This is a genomic window from Streptomyces sp. (assembly GCF_019510245.1).
Lineage (GTDB): Bacteria > Actinomycetota > Actinomycetes > Streptomycetales > Streptomycetaceae > Streptomyces.
This window is the reverse complement of sequence record NZ_JAEKKT010000068.1, coordinates 1-16,481: the sequence shown is the minus strand read 5'-3', so window position 1 is coordinate 16,481 and position 16,481 is coordinate 1. Positions and strand designations below refer to the sequence as shown.

Below are 16,481 nucleotides of genomic sequence, written 5' to 3'. Positions count from 1 at the left end.
TTCAGCCCACGTATCCTCCGGCGCCGGACACTCGACTCCGCATAAACCCCACCCACGGAACAGACCTACCGCTCAATACAACTGAGCAACACCAGGACACAACCAAGATCAATAAACAAACGCGTCAGCTACGCCACACTGTCGTCGTGCTGCGCCACTGGGAGCAGATGTCCACCAACGAGACGGCCGCCGCCCTTGGCATGGCGCCCGGCACGGTCAAAAGCACACTGCACCGGGCACTGGCCCAGCTCCGACAGGAGCTACAGCACCGGGACCCCGACTCGGCTTCACCAGCAGCTGGCACTGCGAACCCGCCGACGGAGAGCCCGACGGGCACGATCACTGCGCCGGACGCACCGCATCCCTGTTCCGCACGGACACGGTGAACAGGTTGACGGGCTTCGTCAACCAATACTCTCTGCTCCGCCACGAAGGGATGAAGCTGCTCAATTCGCGCTGAGACAGATCATTTGGTCGTCCGGCCGGTGCCAACGCTTCGACGCCCTGGTCTCGGCTGAGACGGCAGGCCCTCTGAGACAGTCCAATTGTTCCTAAGCTGCGCGCGGTCAAGAAAGGCCAGCGCTCCCCGCTCGTGGCGCTGGCGAAGAAGGCCGCTGCGGCGTGACGCCGACAGACCCCGTTCGTTGAACGGGTCTGCGGAGCAAGGGACAAGCCTCCGGGGCCGGTTGGCCCCGGAGGCTTCGCCGTCTCCTCGCGGCGGTCAGGAGGCGTGCCGGGCGGCGCCGGCCGGGCCGATCGCGTGGGACCCGAACTTGGCGCGGACCCGGTCGGCCGCCTCCTCCACGACCAGCCTGGCCTCGCGGCGGGGATCGAGGCTGAGCTGCTCGGCCGCGGTATCGGCGGCGACCGCGTCGTCGCCCTTCAGCACGATCCCCCTCAGCCGCCCGCGCTGGAGACCGGCTGCGTCCATCAGCTGGAAGACCGCCGTGCGCAGGTCGTCCTCGTGCGCGGACGGCTCCCGCAGACGGCGGCTCTTCTCCCACCGCGCGCCGCCGGCGAAGTGCAGGGTGAGCGTGAGGGCCCGGGCGGCCTGGCTCCGGCCGCGCAGCGTGACGCCGAGTCGCACGACCAGCACCAGCAGCCGGGCCCGTACCTGTGACCCGTCCAGCAGGTCCCGCTCGAAACGGGCCCGGACGCTCGCGGACACCGGCAGGGCGGCGGTGGTGACGGGGCGGGGATCCCAGCCGCGGGCCCGCTCCGAAGCGGTCCGCCCGGCACGTGCTCCCAGGATCTGCTGCACCGTCCCCGTCGGCAGCGCGGCCAGCCGCGCCACCGTGTCGATGCCGTACCTGCGCAGGACCGCCCCACGCCGGGGACCGATCCCGTGCAGCGCCTCTACCTCCAGCGCGCCCAGCCACTGCACGGTGTCCTCCGGGGCCACCGCCACGATGCCGCCCGACGCCGGCGCCTGCGCCGAAGCCGTCGCCGCGACCGTCCAGGAGCTCGCGACCCCGATCTGCAGATCCACCCCCAGCCGCGCCACCGACCGCGACCGGGCCACCTCCGCCAGCCAGCGCCCACCGGCCACGTGATAGCGCACCGCCCCCTTCAGCTCCACCAGAGCGGCGGACGGCGGCAGGGCCTGCACGACAGCGGACAGATCCCCGAGCAGCTCCAGGACCGTGCGAGCTTTCCGGCCCGACTTGGTCCGTCGAACTCAACATCGGGTCGGAAGATCCGGTGGACTCGATCATGCTCCACATCCGAGGCTCCGGCGGCGACGTGCTGCCGGACGTCTTCCGTCTTGCCGAGGCTCTGCGGTGCAAAGTGCTCGACTGTGCGAATGGGGACCTGATAACCCCTGGGCATACGTCAGGCTGGGAGGCATTCCAGGAGTACCGGGAGCGAGCGCTCGGACCCTCTCAGTGATACCCCCTGGTCGCAGCACTAGCATCCGGCTCATGCATCCTGAATCCCGATCGAGCCTTGATGGCCTGCTTCCGCCCGGTCGGATGGTCACATCCGAAGAAGGTGATGGAGATCGACAACCCTTGTGGCTCAGTGACGGGTCGCTGCCCAGGGCCGGCCAGGAAGTGGCATTTCGCGCACACGGCCTGGAGAGGGACGTGCGCAGGCCGACTACGGTACCTAGGGTGGGGAGTGCAGGCCTGTGACACAGCCTGGAACGAGTGACGAAGCGGGACGACGCGCGACGCGGGGCCCAGTCCGCCACAGGTCCGGCCGCGACGAGCGGCGACCGGCGCGGACAGCCCGCACGCCGTCGGGCGTTGGGGATGGACCAAGGGCGGTTCTGAACCATGAGGGATGTACATCGGCTTGAGCCCGGCGCGGCGAACCTGGCCGGCGGCACCGTGCTCGCGGCGTGGGAACGGTTCGTGCAGGGCGAGGATCAGGTTCCGGATGTCCGGCCCCTGGTGGCGATCTCCTGGCATCGCTGCCGAGAGCAATACCGGGTCGATCCTCACCTCACCGAGGCTCCGGTGGCCGTCGCGGAGCCCAGCCATACGCCCGAGCACGATGTCGTTTTCGCTGAGCTGGGTTTTCGTGCTGCCTCCGTGGCACATGAAGTGGGCAACCTCGGTGGCGTCGTCACTGTCACCGATGCCACCGGCCGGATCCTGGCCGAGTGGGGTGATCAAGCTACGCTCGCCAGAGCGGGCGACTCCAATCTGGCGCCCTGGTTCTGCTGGTCCGAGTGCGCGGTCGGTACGAACGGCATGGGCACGGCGCTCGAGGCGCACGGCCCGGTACCGATCAGGGGCGCGGAGCACTGGTGTCAGACGCTCCACAACTGGGTCGGCGCGGGCATCGCGGTACGCGACGTGGTGACCAGAGAACCGATCGCGGTCCTGAATATCTGCTGCTGGCGCAGCCGGCTTCCCGCGTCCGCGGAAAGCTGGCTGGCGAACGCGGCCACCATGACCCAGTACCCGCTGAAGAGGCGCGCCCGGGACAGCGGTGCCGAATTGGTCGCGACCTACACCCAGGCGAGGGCACGCTCCAGTGCGGCGCTCGCAGCGGTGGACGCCGCGGGCAAGGTGGTGATCGCCGACGACATGGCAAGCGTGCTCCTGGGCGTCCCGGCTCGCACCCCGGCGGTCGACCCCACACTGCGATGGAACCCAGGACTGCCCGAACTGATCACAGCCGCCCGGTATGCCACCAGGCAGGCAGCCCACAATCCTGACTGGGTCGGCTCGACGCAGATCTTCGCCCACCTCGCCGACGAGCCGACATCGATCAGCATGCGACCCGTCTTCTCGTCCGGACACGTGATCGGGACCCTGGTCTCGTTCGGTGCCTCCGACGGGGCGCCGTTGCCCCAGGCTGAGGAGGCCGCGCACCCTCGGGCGCAGCCGCGCCGACTGGTCGCGATGCGCGACAACCGGATGGTTCTGCTGCGGCTGCCGGAAGTCCACTTCGCCGAATCGCAGGGAAACGATGTGTGGCTCTCCACCGATCAGGGGCGATTGCGAGCCGCCTCTTTGAGTCTGGACAAGCTCGAAGGTGAGCTGGCGGATGTCGGCTTCCTGCGGGTGCACCGCCGGTACGTGGTCAACCTCAGCCGCATCCTGGAGATAGAGCGCGGGCCCAAGGGCGAGCTGTCTCTGGTCATGGACGACCGGGCGAACGAGATGGTGCCGGTTTCCCGGCGGAACGCGCCCGCCGTGCGCCGAGCGCTGGACATCTGAGTGGCCTGGCGACCGCTGTTCCCGGAAGGAAGAGTCCCGTGGGCGACAGTCCGAACGCCGTTGTCGGCGAGATGAACGTCCGGGGCGCGGGCGGCCTCGGCCTCTCTGCCTCGGCCGGGCACCGCAGTCACGCGATGGGCGGCGCGAGCACCCGCGACTGGTGGCCGAACCGGCTCAACCTGGCGATTCTCCGGAAACACCCCGCCGTGGCCGACCCCATGGGCGAGGATTTCGACTACACCGCGGAGTTCCGGACGCTCGACCTCGACGCCCTGGCGCGGGACGTCGACGAGGTGCTGGCGACGTCGCAGGAGTGGTGGCCGGCCGACTTCGGCCACTACGGGCCGCTCATGATCCGGATGGTGTGGCACAGTGCGGGTACATACCGCATCGACGACGGCCGCGGTGGCGCGGGCGCCGGCATGCAGCGTTTCGCGCCGCTGAACAGCTGGCCGGACAATCGCAACCTCGACAAGGCGCGCCGGCTGCTCTGGCCGGTGAAGAAGAAGTTCGGCCGTAAGATTTCCTGGGCCGACCTGATGATCTTCGCGGGCAACCGTGCCCTGGAGACGATGGGCTTCACGACCTTCGGCTTCGCCGGCGGCCGGGAGGACGTCTGGGAGCCCGACGAGGACGTCTACTGGGGTCCCGAGCGCGCCTGGCTCGGCGACGAACGCCACAGTGGCGTCCGGGAGCTGGAGAACCCTCTGGCCGCCGTCCAGATGGGCCTCATCTACGTCAACCCGGAGGGGCCGAACACCGTCCCGGACCCGCTCACCGCCGCCCGGGAGATCCGCGAGACGTTCCGGCGCATGGGGATGAACGACGAGGAGACCGTCGCGCTCATCGCGGGCGGCCACACATTCGGCAAGACCCACGGCGCGGCCGACCCGGACGCCCACCTCGGCCCCGAACCCGAGGGCGCCACCCTTGAGGAGCAGGGCTTGGGCTGGAAGAGCAGCTACGGCACCGGAAAGGGCACGGACGCCATCACCAGCGGGCTCGAGGGTACGTGGACACCCACCCCGACGAGATGGGACAACAGCTTCTTCGAGACCCTGTTCGGGTACGAGTGGGACCTGGAGCTGAGCCCCGCCGGTCTGTGGCAGTGGATCCCCCGCGACGGCGGCGGGGCCGGCACCGTGCCGGACGCCCACGACCCATCGACGACACACGCCCCGACGATTCTGACGACGGACCTCGCGCTGCGGTTGGACCCGGTATACGAGTCGATCTCGCGACGCTTCCTGGAGAACCCGGACCACCTCGCGGATGTGTTCGCCCGGGTGTGGTTCAAGCTGACGCACCTCGACATGGGCCCGATCCAGCGCTACCTCGGACCGCTCGTCCCCAGGGAGACGCTGATCTGGCAGGACCCGGTCCCCGCCGTGGACCACGAGCTCGTCGGGGCGGCTGACGTCGCCGCGCTCAAGAGGCAGGTCCTCGCCTCCGGGCTGTCCGTCTCCCAGCTCGTCTCGACCGCGTGGGCGTCGGCCTCGACGTTCCGCATCAGCGACAGGCGGGGCGGGGCGAACGGCGCGCGCATCCGCCTCGAGCCGCAGCGGGGCTGGGAGGTCAACGACCCTGACACGCTGGCACAAGTGCTGCACATCCTGGAGGGGATCCAGGAGTCCTTCAACAGCTCCGAGACCGGGGACAAGAAGATCTCGCTGGCCGACCTCATCGTGCTTGGCGGAGCCGCAGCCGTCGAGCAGGCCGCCGAGACTGCCGGCCACGACGTCCAGGTCCCCTTCAGCCCGGGACGCACGGACGCCACGCAGGAGTGGACCGATGCGGAGTCCTTCGCCCCGCTCGAGCCGACCGCGGACGGGTTCCGCAACTACCGCGGAAAGGGAAACCGGCTGCCGTCGGAGCACCTGCTCGTGGACCGAGCGAACCTGCTGAACCTGAGCGCGCCCGAGATGACCGTCCTCGTGGGCGGCCTGCGGGTGCTGGGCGCCAACTACCAGCAGTCGCCGCTGGGCGTCTTCACCTCGGCGCCCGGGTCGCTGACCAACGACTTCTTCGTGAATCTGCTCGCCACGGGCACGGAATGGAAGCCGACATCCGCGACCGCGGAAACCTTCGAGGGCCGCGACCGCGCTACCGGCGAGGTCAAGTGGACCGGTAGCCGCGTCGACCTCGTCTTCGGCTCGAACTCCGAGCTGCGTGCCATCGCTGAGGTCTACGCGAGCGACGACGCACGGGAGAAGTTTGTGCAGGACTTCGCTGCCGCGTGGGCCAAGGTCATGAACCTCGACCGGTACGACCTCGCTCGATGCGGTCCGGCTTCTCCCAACGGTGGCACATCGGGGTACGAACGGTAGCCGGTCGCGGACGAACGGCATGAGCAGCCCGGACTGGCGCTCGCGCTTGGCGGTGTGATTCATCCGGCGTAGCGTGTTTATTGAATACCAAATTCCCTCCCTTTTCGGCGTGATTCATTCGACGCGGAAATGCCAAAGTTGATTCGGAGAACATTTCTTCCGAAAAACAGGGATTCGGGATGAGGAGAGTGAGGCCCCGATGACGACCGCGCAGCAGCGGTCCGACCTGCTGGACAAGATCGGGTTGGACGCACAGAACAAGGCAGCGCTCGGGCAAGTGCTGGGAACCGGACGCATTGGACAGGCCACTGAGAAATCGGATGGCCACATGGAGGCCACCATTCGCATCCACCCGGATGAGCTGACCTGGGATCCCGACATTCTGGTCATGCCCCATGGAGGCGATATCGAACTCGAGATCATCAATGACGACATGAACACGCACTGCGCGCTCCTGCCGAGCAACGGCGACCGGAAGTTCATCTGGCTCGTGAACCACTCGCGCGGACACGCGACCCTCAACCTCGACGGGCCGGGCTACTACTGGTTCAGTTCGCCCACGGGCAATGACGAGGGCAGAGGGCTGACCGGCGCCATCGTCGTCCTGGGAGACGCTCCGCCGGAGGCTCGCCTCGACCGTCCCGAACAGCCGCGGCCGTAGCAAGAAGCAGGAGGTGGAGGAAATGACCGTCGACTACGTGGACGCGGGCGTTGCTGTCGATCAGGGACGCCTGACCGGCAAGACCGCGGGCGGGGATGTCGCGCCGCCGGTAGTGGCCGGAGTCACCTACGAACGCATCCTCAATGCCCGCGAGGAACCCCAGAACTGGCTCACCTACTACGGCGCCTACAACGGGCAGCGGTACAGCCCCCTGGATCAGATCAACACGGAGAACGTCAAGCGCATGGTCCCGGCATGGGTCTTCCAGGCCGGCACGACCGGCCTGATCGCGGGCGCGTCGACCTACTCGTTCGAGGCCACCCCGATCGTCGTCGACGGGGTCATGTTCCTCTCCGGCTGGGACGGCTGGGTCTGGGCCCTTGACGCGAAGACGGGTGTGGAGATCTGGCGGTACAAGCATGCGGTCCCCTTCGACGTCTCCTTGTGCTGCGGGAACGTGAACCGAGGGGTCGCCGTGGCTCAGGGGAAGGTCTTCTTCGTCACGGCGAATGCCCGTGTGCTCGCACTCGACGCCACCACCGGCCATCGGGTCTGGGACAAGACCTACGGTGACGTCCGGGCCGGGGAGAGCGCCACACTCGCCCCGCTGATCGTGAAGAACATGGTCATCGTCGGGAGTTCCGGCGGCGAGTTCGGCGTACGCGGCCACCTCGACGCGTTCGACCTCGAGACCGGCGAGCACCAGTGGCGCTGCTACACGGTGCCGAAGCCCGGGGAGCCGGGATCGGAGACCTGGCCCGCCGAAGGCGAGGCCTGGGCACGCGGCGGGGCGAACTGCTGGGTCACCGGCACCTTCGACCCGGAGACGAACCTGCTGTACGTCGGCACCGGCAACCCGGCACCCGACTTCGACGGAGAGGTACGCGAGGGCGACAACCTCTTCACCGACTGCGTCATCGCCGTCGACGTCGACAGCGGTCAGATCCGCTGGCACTACCAGTGCACCCCGCACGACGTGTGGGACTACGACAGCATCGCCGAGTGCATCCTGTTCGAGCAGGACGGGCGCAAACTGCTCGCGCACTTCGACAAGAACGGCTACTTCTTCGTCCTCGACCGCACGAACGGCGAAAGGGTCGGGATCACCCCCTTCGTGGACCGCATCACATGGGGAGCGATCACGAGGGACGGCAAGGTGACGGCGAAGATGTACCCGGACAAGGAGGGAGAACCGGTCCACTTCTACCCGGGTCCGGCCGGCGCCAAGGAATGGACCCATGCGGCCTACAGCCCGAAGACCGGGCTCTTCTACGTCCCGGTCCAGGACACCGGCGCCACGGCCACCCGGCGACGCCGGGAGTTCAAGGAGAGCATCCCGTACTGGGGTGCGGGCGTTCAGGTGGACATCGAGGACATGGCGGGGTCCATCAGCGCCTTCGACGCCGCCGGCGAGGAGAAGTGGCGCTGGCGCAACGAACTCCCGATGTGCGCCTCGGTGCTGGCCACCGGCGGTGACCTGGTGTTCGCCGGTGAGCCCTCCGGGGAGTTCAACGCGCTCGACGCCCGCACCGGGGAGCAGCTGTGGCAGTTCCAGTGCGGAAGCGGCCACCACAGCAGCCCGAGCACCTACATGGTCGACGGCAGGCAGTACGTCGCCGTACCGGTCGGCTGGGGTGGCTGGGCCGAGGGGTTCCTCCCCGGCATGCTCGGCGCGGGGCACGGAAGCGCCCTGCTCGTCTTCGCTCTCCCGGAACCGTCATAGCGCGCTGACCGGAGCCTGCCGCATCCGCCAGAGAGGAGGTGACTCCATGGAGACTCAGCTCGCTGTGTGGGAGACACCCGAGTTCGACGAGATCGCAGTCGCGGCCGAGGTGACCATGTACCTCGCTCAGTTGGAGGACCTGGAGGACTAGCGGAGGTGGGAGGGCGCCGGACCTGGTCCGGCGCCCTCCGAAGGTTCGAGACGGCCACGGACGGCCGCGCCGACGACGGACCTGGATCCTCACGGACCCGGATCCTCGATGAACGGAAGTGCCAGCGTGTTGCTGCGAGTGCTGGGCTCGGCGGCGGGGGGTGGCTCCCCGCAGTGGAACTGCGGCTGCCCGGTGTGCGCCGCGGTCCGCTCCGGGGCCGGCCTCGCGCGCACCCAGTCGTCGGTCGCGGTCAGTGCCGACCGACGACGGTGGTTCCTCATCAACGCCTCGCCCGACGTACGCGCCCAGATCGAGGTCTTCCCAGGCCTGCACCCGCGCGACGACCGGACGACACCGTTGGAGGCAGTGCTGCTCACCGACGCCGAGCTGGACCACACGCTGGGCCTGCTGCTGTTGCGCGAGGCCCGCGCCCTGCGGCTGTACGCCACACAGGCGGTGCGCAAGACCCTGTTCGACGGCTCGGGGATCCTGCGTACGCTCGAGCGCTACTGCCCGGTCGAGTGGCATGCGGTGATCCCCGACGCCGACCTCGCCCTGGCGGAGGGTCTGTCCTGCCGGGCTTTCGACGTGCCCACCGTCAAACGCGACCGGTTCGCAACCGGGATGGACCACGGCCGCGTCGTGGGCTATCGGCTGGCCGACGAGCGCAGCGGCGGGACTCTGGTGTACCTGCCAGGCGTGCAATCGCTGACACCGGCGCTGCACGGGGAGATCGAGGGCTGCGATTGCTTGCTGATCGACGGGACCTGCTGGCGTGACGACGAGCTGGTACGGCTCGGCCTGGCCGGCAAGACGTCCCGGGACATGGGCCACCTGCCCATCGACGGCCCGGACGGCAGCCTGGCGCAGCTCCCGTCGCTGGGTGTGGGGCGGACGATCTTCGTACACATGAACAACACCAACCCGGTCCTCCTGGAGGGCGCGCCCGAGCGGCGTACCGTGGAGGAGAGCGGCATGGAAGTGGCCATGGACGGCCTCGAGGTCCAGGTTTAGAGCCGTGATGACAACGACCACCACAACCGGCGCCGACGGCTTCGTCGAGATCTTGCGGGCCCACTCGCGGCGCTACCACGACCAGCACCCGTTCCACGTCCGGATGAACGCGGGCCGGCTCAGCCGCCGGCAGATCCGGGGCTGGGTGGCCAATCGCTTCTACTACCAGGAGAACATCCCCCGCAAGGACGCCGCGATCCTTTCCAACTGCCCCGACCTCGAGGTCCGCCGCCGCTGGATCCGACGGATCATCGACCACGACGGCAACGCCGGCGGCGAGGGCGGCATCGAGGCGTGGCTGCGCCTGGGCGAGGCCGCCGGGCTGACCCGCGAGGAGGTGAAGGACCACCGGCACCTGGTACCCGGGGTGCGGTTCGCCGTCGACGCCTACGTGAATTTCGCCCGGACCCGGCCGTGGGTGGAGGCGGTGGCGTCCTCGCTCACCGAGCTGTTCGCGCCCGACCTGATGGCCGCGCGGCTGGCCGCGTTCGAGCGGTGGTACCCGTGGATCGACCCCGAGGGCCTTGTCTACTTCCGTGCCCGCCTGGAGCAGGCTCCACGTGACTGCGAGCACGCCTTGGAGGTGGTCACCGCGCACTGCCTCTCCGCCGAGTCCCAGGCGCGCGCCGTCGACGCGCTGTCGTTCAAGTGCGACGTCCTGTGGAGCCTGATGGACGCCATCGACCAGGCCTACCCGGAGTGACCACCATGCACGCGACCCATACCGGAACGACCCCGACCAGAACCAGGACCCGACCCGGCGTGTCCGGCTCGGACCGGCCCAGGCTTGCGCGCCATGTCCGGCTGACCTTCTGCCGGACCAGGCAGCGCAAGGTCCTGCTGCACCCCGAGACGGTGGTGGTGCTGAACGGCAGCGGCGCGGCCGTCCTCGAGCTGTGCGACGGGCGGCACACCGTGGCCGAGATCGTGACCGAGCTCGGCGCCCGCTACCAGACCGTCCCCGAGGACGAGGTGCGGCAGTTCTTGGACCGGCTCGTCGCCCGGCGCTGGCTGGAGCTCAGCGATGGATAGCCCGTACGGCCTGCTCGCCGAGCTCACCTACCGCTGCCCGCTGGCCTGCCCGTATTGCTCCAACCCGTTGAACATGGCCGGCTACCAGGACGAGCTGGCCACCGACGAGTGGCGGCGGGTGCTCGCCCAGGCGTGCGACCTCGGGGTTCTGCAGTGTCATCTGTCCGGTGGGGAACCGCTGCTGCGGCGCGATCTGGCGGAGATCGTGGCGGACGCCCACGACCTGGGCCTCTACACCAATCTGATCACCAGCGCCCTCGGGCTCTCGCCTCCGAGGGCCGAGCAGTTGCGGGCCGCCGGCCTGGACCACGTGCAGATCAGCATCCAGGCCGACGAACCGACCGTGTCCGACCGGATCGCGGGGACCCCGTCCTTCCAGCGCAAGATCGAGGCGATGGGCGTGGTCAAGGAGCTGGGCTGGCCGCTCACCATGAACGTGGTGCTGCACCGGCACAACATCGACCGCGTCGCCGAGGTGATCGGGCTGGCCGAGGAGGTGGGCGCCGACCGGCTGGAGCTGGCCAACACCCAGTACTACGGCTGGGCCTGGCGAAACCGTGACGCGCTGCTGCCGAGCCGGGCCCAGCTCGAGGCGGCCGAGACCGTCGTGCGGGCCGCCCGCGAGCGGCTGCGGGATCGCATGGACGTCATCTACGTCATCCCCGACTACTACAGCCGCTACCCGAAGCCCTGCATGGGCGGCTGGGCCTCCCGACAACTGACCGTGACGCCGAACGGCGACGTTCTGCCCTGCCCGGCCGCCCAGTCCCTGCCGTTGCCGCGGGCCAGCGTGCGGGAGGACTCGCTGCGGTGGATCTGGGCCGAGTCCCCGGTGATGACCGCGTTCCGGGGGACCGACTGGATGCCGGAGCCCTGCCGGAGCTGCTTCCGGCGAGAGGTGGACTTCGGCGGGTGCCGCTGCCAGGCGTTCCTGCTCACCGGCGACGCCGCCCGCACCGACCCGGTCTGCTACCTGTCGCCCGACCACGACCTGGTCGCCCAGGCCGTCGAGGCCGCCAACGCCGACTCGCGGGACGACGATCTTTTGCTGGTCCCCCGCGCGCACCGACCCGGTCGGCTCAGCCACCGGACCACAACGGCAGCGCCGCAGCGGCGATGATCAAGGTGACCCCGCTCAGCAGGTCCGAGCGGATCCGGATGAGACGCGCCGCAACACGTCCGAGCTGCAGCCCGACCAGCGACAACGCCGCCGTCATGACACCGAAGACGGCGGCCGAGAACCACGGGGAGAGCCCAAGGGCCCCCAGGCTCGCCCCGGCGAACAAGTTGTCCAGGCTCAGCGTCAACGGGATGCCGAACAACGCCCACGGGTGGTTCAACTCGTCCGGCTCGGGGTTCCGAAGGGCCGAGATGACCAGGTAGAGACCATACCCGCCGAGCGCGGTGGCGCCCCCCACATCGGCGACGTCCCCGACGGACTCCCCGATCTGGTGACCGATCAACAGCCCGACCAGGGGCGTAATCGCGTCCATCAGCCCGAAGGTCAGCGCCACCTGCACCGCGCGCTTCAAACCGAATGGGACCGTGCCGAGCGCGATCGATACCCGGAAATTGTCGAGACTGAGTACAAAACCCAGGACCAGTATTTCCCAGATCATGGCGATGCCCGATGGCGACCGGCGTCGGCGAAAACGACTCTGCCTCGGCTTGGATCCATAATTCTACATACTATCTCAGATGGTTCCCGGAATAAACCCAGAAAGCCGCTTTCTGGAAGATTTTCCCGCTAGCACGAGGGCTCGCTGATTGAACCTGCGCGCGTCATTTTGGCCATCTCGTAGGTGGTGTTATCCGGGCCACACTGAGGCTTTTCCATTATCGGCCTGAGCTGGTCAGATGCAGGGCGCGGACCTGGTGGAACGATCTTGTGCGTGGGTGATGCGGGCCCGGCGCCTGGTCCGCGAACACGAGCGCTCCCGGAGAGTTCCGAGGCGATGATCAACCTCGCAGCGATTTGGCCGATGACTCGACGCCTCACCCGGCCGGCCGTCCACCCCTCCGCGGCCCGTCCACGGCCAGGCAAGGCCCTCAAGGCCGCCTGAACAGCCCCGGACCCACTCGTCATCCCAGGCATCAGACCGGGCCTCGAATGCCGGCGGGTCTGCGAGCCAGTCTTTCAGTCTCAAGATCGACAGCGTGAGCTGAACGTCGTCTCTCCGGGCACGGAGGACGGATTCGGGACGAGTGCGGGGCGCCCTTTCTGTGGTGGCGCCCCGCGCTCGTTATCAGGAACCGTGGATCAGCTTCTTGATCTCAGGCAGCTTCTTGTCGGAGTCGACGTTGACGAAGATGACGTCGTCGGATGGCTGCTCCACAGCGATGGCGATGCTGGGATCCACTCCTTTGATCTCGTAGGCGGTGGTCGAGGTCGATGTCGTTTGACCGCCGCTGGCGTTGTTCGGTGTGTCGTCGCAGGGCGGAAGCGTGGCGGCACGGAGTTTGTCCCCGAGCGTGAAGCCCTTGGCCTCCGCTCCCGAGTACGTCCGGTTCCCGTACTGGACCCGGTACGCGCAGGACGACGCGGACTCTCCGCCAGCGCTGCCCGATGACGTGCAGGCGACGGACATCGTGGCCGTGACCGTCGCCAGCAGCGCCCATACCGATCGGGTCCTGCCGGCCGTGAGTGCGGCTTTCATCGACGCGCCTCCTCCTGGAGCGGATGCTCCGGCTCAGTAGATGTTGCGGAGGCCGAGCACGTCACCCTTGGCGAGCGTCCTGGCCCTTGTCGAGTACAAGATCGAGCTGCCGCACATGGTGAGGTTGTCGTGGGCCCCGTAGATGTCCTTCAGTCCGAAGACATGTCCGGCCTCATGAGTACCGACGCTGCGGACGTCGTATTTGTTCGAGCAGCTGGCGGTCGGCTTGTTCGTGAAGTCGTGGTCCGCCGTGTCGAAGCGGACGTCGGCTTCGCGCAGGTCGTTCTTGACGCCGGGAGTGGGTCACGTCCACGAGCAGGTGATGGCGGCGGTTTCGCTCTTGAGGTCGCCCGCGTCCCAGGTGCTCAGCCCGTCCCGGGAGGTGCACTGGTTGCGGTTGTTGACGTCGGCCTCGTAGCTCGTGCAGTCGAGGAAGTTGGCCTGGTGCGCGCCGACTTGGTCGCTGTAGCCGCAGTTGTTATTGCACTCGGTGATGTTGTCCAGGGCCTCATAGAAGGACCACAGCGCGTCATTCTTGGACAGTCCTGCGGGGAGGCCACCGTCGCCGATGTACCAGTTATGAGTGCCGTACTCCTTCTGGTCTTTCGTCGCGTACGTACCGTCACTGCAGGCACCGGGAGAGCTTGCGGCGTCCACATCCGCCACCTCGGCAGCTGTGCCGGCGTCGGAAGCGTCGGCGTCCACACTGTCCGACTCCGCTGACAGGTCGCCAGCTGTTTTGGCAGGGTTCGTCAGAACGTCGGCCTTGTCGGATCCTGTAGCGTCGAATTCCACGCTGGCGCTGTTCAGGTCGTAGGAGACGGTGCCATCGGCGGTGACTTCCATGGTGAAACCGTGGCTCGTACCGTCTGTGGACATCGCGTCGACGCTTACCGCCGTGCCGGGTTCGGGGACCGTCACGCCGGTGCTGTCGTAGGTGACAAGGGTCTGCCGCACGATCGGGTGACATCTTGACCTGCCCCACCTCTGAGGTTCCAGTTCTGGTGGCTAACTGACAGCCCTTCACGGAAGGCGGACAGCCATGCCTCGTCCCTATCCTCCGGAGTTCCGGGCGCGCGCCATCGCGCTGATCCGCGCCGGCAAGCAGGCCAAACAGACGGCGGTGGAGCTCGGCATCCATCCCGTCACGTTGTCGAAGTGGTTGCGGCAAGACGACATCGTTGTGAGGGACCTCGCCCTCGGCGTCCTGGACGACGGTGTGGTAGCGGGCCTTGCCGATGCCGGCACCCGCCCAGTGCCGGGCCATGAGGCTCCTCCGGTCGTTCGGCGTACTCTGCGCATCCGGCCGACCTGCCGGCATGGACCTACTCAGCGATACCCGTGAGCTCGCAGCTCCTCATCAGCGGTCGACTCGTCATGCGGTCCGGGGCGGCCGGAGGGCGGACCGGAGCATCACGCGTCCGGATGCACAGGCTCCTCCCGGAAAGCGCCAGCCTCCCATCAACTCCCTACCGGGTAGGCCCCTTGTCGCATTTACCGACAGGGTCAGATCTACCGCCGGACCTGGTGCGGGAACGCGGTTGAAGCGCTCGGGGATCGGTGGAGGTGTCACGCTCTCAGAAGCTGTTGTCTTTCCGGACGTGATCGACGCGTTTCCGCTGGTCGAGGATAGGAGTGTTGGTTCGTGGGAGTGGTGGCCTGTCGGGTCGTCGTTCCCAGGGAGGTCGCGGATGCCGTCGGTTGTTGGACTGCTGGACCAGCACGAACTCGTCGCTCGGCGTCGAGTCGACGGGCTGCAAGAGGAGACCGACCGCATCCAGGCCGAGCTTGCTGCGGCCGAGCTGGAGTGGCGGGAGTGGACGATCGCCCGCAGACGGGTCGATTCGGTGCTGGCTCCGGACGACGGCGCCCCCGCCGAGGCAGAGGTCACCGAGGACCCGCAGGATGCGGAGGTGCAGTCGGCGCTCCGGGACGGGGCGAAGCCGAAGTCGCAGGTGCCGGTGTGGCGGCAGGGGCTGGCCTGGTCGGTGCTGTCGGTGGACTACCAGCGCATCCTGACGGCGCTCGCGGACCGGGCTCGGCTCCGTCAAGGGCCGCTGACCTGCCAGGAGATGGCCGCCTTGTTCGGCATGGACGTGGTGCCGGCGCGGGTGGAGGCACTGCGGTCGAAGGCGAAACGCCTGGTGGCCCGCGGCTGGCTGGCCGAGCAGCAGCCGGGCCGGTTCACCCTCGCGGCAGGCGTGACCGGGCCAGGCGGCGGGACATGAGAGCGATCACCGACCAGTAGACCATCGCCTCGGCGCTGGTGGTGCGCCGCTCGAAGTCGCGCACCAGGCGGCGGCTTCGCATCAGGTGGGCGAAGAGGCGCTCGACGATCCACCGCTTGGGGACCACCACGAAGCCGCGCTTGTCGTCGCTGCGTCTGACGATTGTCAGGACCAGGGCGAACGTGGCCAGGCAGTACTCGACGAGGCTGCCGGTGTAGCCGCCGTCGGCCCAGACGAGGGCCAGGCGATGGTGTGCCTCTGCCACCTGCTCAAGCAGGACCCGGGCGGCGGTGCGGTCGCCGACATCCGCGGCGGTGACCATCACGCCCAGCAGCAGGCCGAGGGGGTCGACCACGACGTGCCGCTTGCGGCCGTCGACCAGCTTGCCGCCGTCGAAGCCCCGGCTGTCCGCGCCGACGACGGCGTCCGCCTTGACGGACTGCGAGTCGATCACTGCGGCCGTCGGCTGTGCGTCCCGCCCCAACTCCTCGCGCACCCGGCCGCGCAACCGGTCGTGGAACTCCTTGACCAGGGCGTTGTCGCGCCAGCGGCGGAAGAATGCGTATACCCGGTCCCACGGCGGGAAGTCGGCGGGCATCGCCCGCCACTTGATCCCGTTGCCCACGAGATGCCGGATCGCATCGAGTATCGCCCGGTGGCAGTACCCCTCCGGCCGGCCGCCCCGGCCGCGCATCCAGCCCGGCACCGGCAGCAGCGGGCGGACCACAGCCCACTCCCAGTCCGTCATGTCCGTCGGGTAGTGCGGCTGCCGCGTCCCGTTGTCAGCGGCGTTTCCGAACCGATGAGCCAGACAGTCACACTCCCAGGTGACCGCGCTGGACTGCCCGGCCATCGGCACGCAAGACTGCTGCACCAGGGCCTCCTGCTGCTCGGTGATTCGACACCAACGAGCTGTTCAGGAGGCCCTGTTCGTATGCGTCCAGCGCCCGCGACCACCCGATCGGGACTTCCGTTCGACGTGCATCTCCCAAGATCGAAAAGACAACAGCTTCT

General features: G+C 68.3%; 16 protein-coding genes and 2 pseudogenes. 12 read left to right on the top strand and 6 right to left on the bottom strand.

What is annotated here, in order from left to right; genetic code table 11:
* Positions 1-131: 131 nt before the first annotated feature.
* Positions 132-386, top strand: a pseudogene (locus JF597_RS03835) (sigma factor-like helix-turn-helix DNA-binding protein); the annotation flags it as partial.
* A 335-nt stretch (positions 387-721) separates the two neighbouring features.
* Here the strand turns inward: JF597_RS03835 and JF597_RS03830 are convergent.
* Positions 722-1,609 (bottom strand): hypothetical protein, encoded by an 888-nt coding sequence (locus JF597_RS03830; RefSeq protein ID WP_293988708.1) that lies wholly within the window; start codon positions 1,607-1,609, stop codon positions 722-724.
* Between the two features lie 670 nt (positions 1,610-2,279).
* On the opposite strand from JF597_RS03830, the gene JF597_RS03825 reads away from it, so the two are divergent.
* The 9 genes from JF597_RS03825 (at position 2,280) to pqqE (ending at position 11,702) form a co-directional block, all read left to right on the top strand.
* On the top strand, positions 2,280-3,674 hold the full coding sequence (locus JF597_RS03825) for a DNA-binding protein (RefSeq protein ID WP_293988705.1): 1,395 nt from the start codon (positions 2,280-2,282) through the stop codon (positions 3,672-3,674).
* 71 nt (positions 3,675-3,745) lie between these two features.
* Positions 3,746-6,001, top strand: coding sequence for a catalase/peroxidase HPI (gene katG / locus JF597_RS03820; RefSeq protein WP_293988714.1), 2,256 nt, complete (start codon positions 3,746-3,748; stop codon positions 5,999-6,001).
* A 199-nt stretch (positions 6,002-6,200) separates the two neighbouring features.
* Entirely contained in the window at positions 6,201-6,662 is a 462-nt protein-coding gene (locus JF597_RS03815) for an MSMEG_3727 family PQQ-associated protein (RefSeq protein WP_293988702.1), read from the top strand.
* A gap of 22 nt (positions 6,663-6,684) precedes the next feature.
* Positions 6,685-8,385 carry a PQQ-dependent dehydrogenase, methanol/ethanol family gene (locus JF597_RS03810; protein ID WP_293988699.1) on the top strand — a complete coding sequence of 567 codons (1,701 nt, stop codon included), beginning with the start codon at positions 6,685-6,687 and terminating at the stop codon, positions 8,383-8,385.
* Positions 8,386-8,431: 46 nt separating this feature from the next.
* A complete protein-coding gene (pqqA, locus tag JF597_RS03805) occupies positions 8,432-8,536 on the top strand; it encodes a pyrroloquinoline quinone precursor peptide PqqA (RefSeq protein ID WP_293988696.1) in 105 nt (34 codons plus the stop codon).
* Between the two features lie 108 nt (positions 8,537-8,644).
* Entirely contained in the window at positions 8,645-9,550 is a 906-nt protein-coding gene (pqqB, locus tag JF597_RS03800; RefSeq protein WP_293988693.1) for a pyrroloquinoline quinone biosynthesis protein PqqB, read from the top strand.
* A gap of 4 nt (positions 9,551-9,554) precedes the next feature.
* Positions 9,555-10,253 (top strand): pyrroloquinoline-quinone synthase PqqC, encoded by a 699-nt coding sequence (pqqC, locus tag JF597_RS03795; protein ID WP_293988691.1) that lies wholly within the window; start codon positions 9,555-9,557, stop codon positions 10,251-10,253.
* 59 nt (positions 10,254-10,312) lie between these two features.
* Positions 10,313-10,582, top strand: coding sequence for a pyrroloquinoline quinone biosynthesis peptide chaperone PqqD (gene pqqD / locus JF597_RS03790; RefSeq protein WP_293988689.1), 270 nt, complete (start codon positions 10,313-10,315; stop codon positions 10,580-10,582).
* Positions 10,575-11,702, top strand: a complete 1,128-nt coding sequence (gene pqqE / locus JF597_RS03785; RefSeq protein WP_293988687.1) for a pyrroloquinoline quinone biosynthesis protein PqqE — start codon at positions 10,575-10,577, stop codon at positions 11,700-11,702. Before pqqD ends, pqqE begins: the two co-directional genes overlap by 8 nt.
* On the opposite strand, the gene JF597_RS03780 is transcribed toward pqqE, so the two are convergent.
* The 4 genes from JF597_RS03780 to JF597_RS03765 all read right to left on the bottom strand — a co-directional run bounded on the left by JF597_RS03780 (position 11,662) and on the right by JF597_RS03765 (position 14,196).
* Entirely contained in the window at positions 11,662-12,201 is a 540-nt protein-coding gene (locus JF597_RS03780; protein WP_293988685.1) for a manganese efflux pump, read from the bottom strand. The genes pqqE and JF597_RS03780 overlap by 41 nt on opposite strands.
* A gap of 627 nt (positions 12,202-12,828) precedes the next feature.
* On the bottom strand, positions 12,829-13,239 hold the full coding sequence (locus tag JF597_RS03775; RefSeq protein ID WP_293988682.1) for a DUF6281 family protein: 411 nt from the start codon (positions 13,237-13,239) through the stop codon (positions 12,829-12,831).
* A 33-nt stretch (positions 13,240-13,272) separates the two neighbouring features.
* Positions 13,273-13,518, bottom strand: coding sequence for a matrixin family metalloprotease (locus JF597_RS03770; protein WP_293988711.1), 246 nt, complete (start codon positions 13,516-13,518; stop codon positions 13,273-13,275).
* 24 nt (positions 13,519-13,542) lie between these two features.
* Positions 13,543-14,196, bottom strand: coding sequence for a hypothetical protein (locus JF597_RS03765; protein ID WP_293988679.1), 654 nt, complete (start codon positions 14,194-14,196; stop codon positions 13,543-13,545).
* Between the two features lie 85 nt (positions 14,197-14,281).
* Here JF597_RS03765 and JF597_RS03760 point away from each other — a divergent pair.
* Together JF597_RS03760 and JF597_RS03755 are read left to right on the top strand one after the other, a co-directional pair.
* Positions 14,282-14,419 (top strand): annotated as a pseudogene (locus JF597_RS03760) (transposase); the annotation flags it as partial.
* A 511-nt stretch (positions 14,420-14,930) separates the two neighbouring features.
* Complete coding sequence (locus tag JF597_RS03755) at positions 14,931-15,467, top strand: hypothetical protein (protein ID WP_293988676.1); 537 nt, start codon at positions 14,931-14,933, stop codon at positions 15,465-15,467.
* On the opposite strand, the gene JF597_RS03750 is transcribed toward JF597_RS03755, so the two are convergent.
* Positions 15,424-16,215, bottom strand: a complete 792-nt coding sequence (locus JF597_RS03750; RefSeq protein WP_293988673.1) for an IS5 family transposase — start codon at positions 16,213-16,215, stop codon at positions 15,424-15,426. The genes JF597_RS03755 and JF597_RS03750 overlap by 44 nt on opposite strands.
* Between the last annotated feature and the right edge of the window lie 266 nt (positions 16,216-16,481).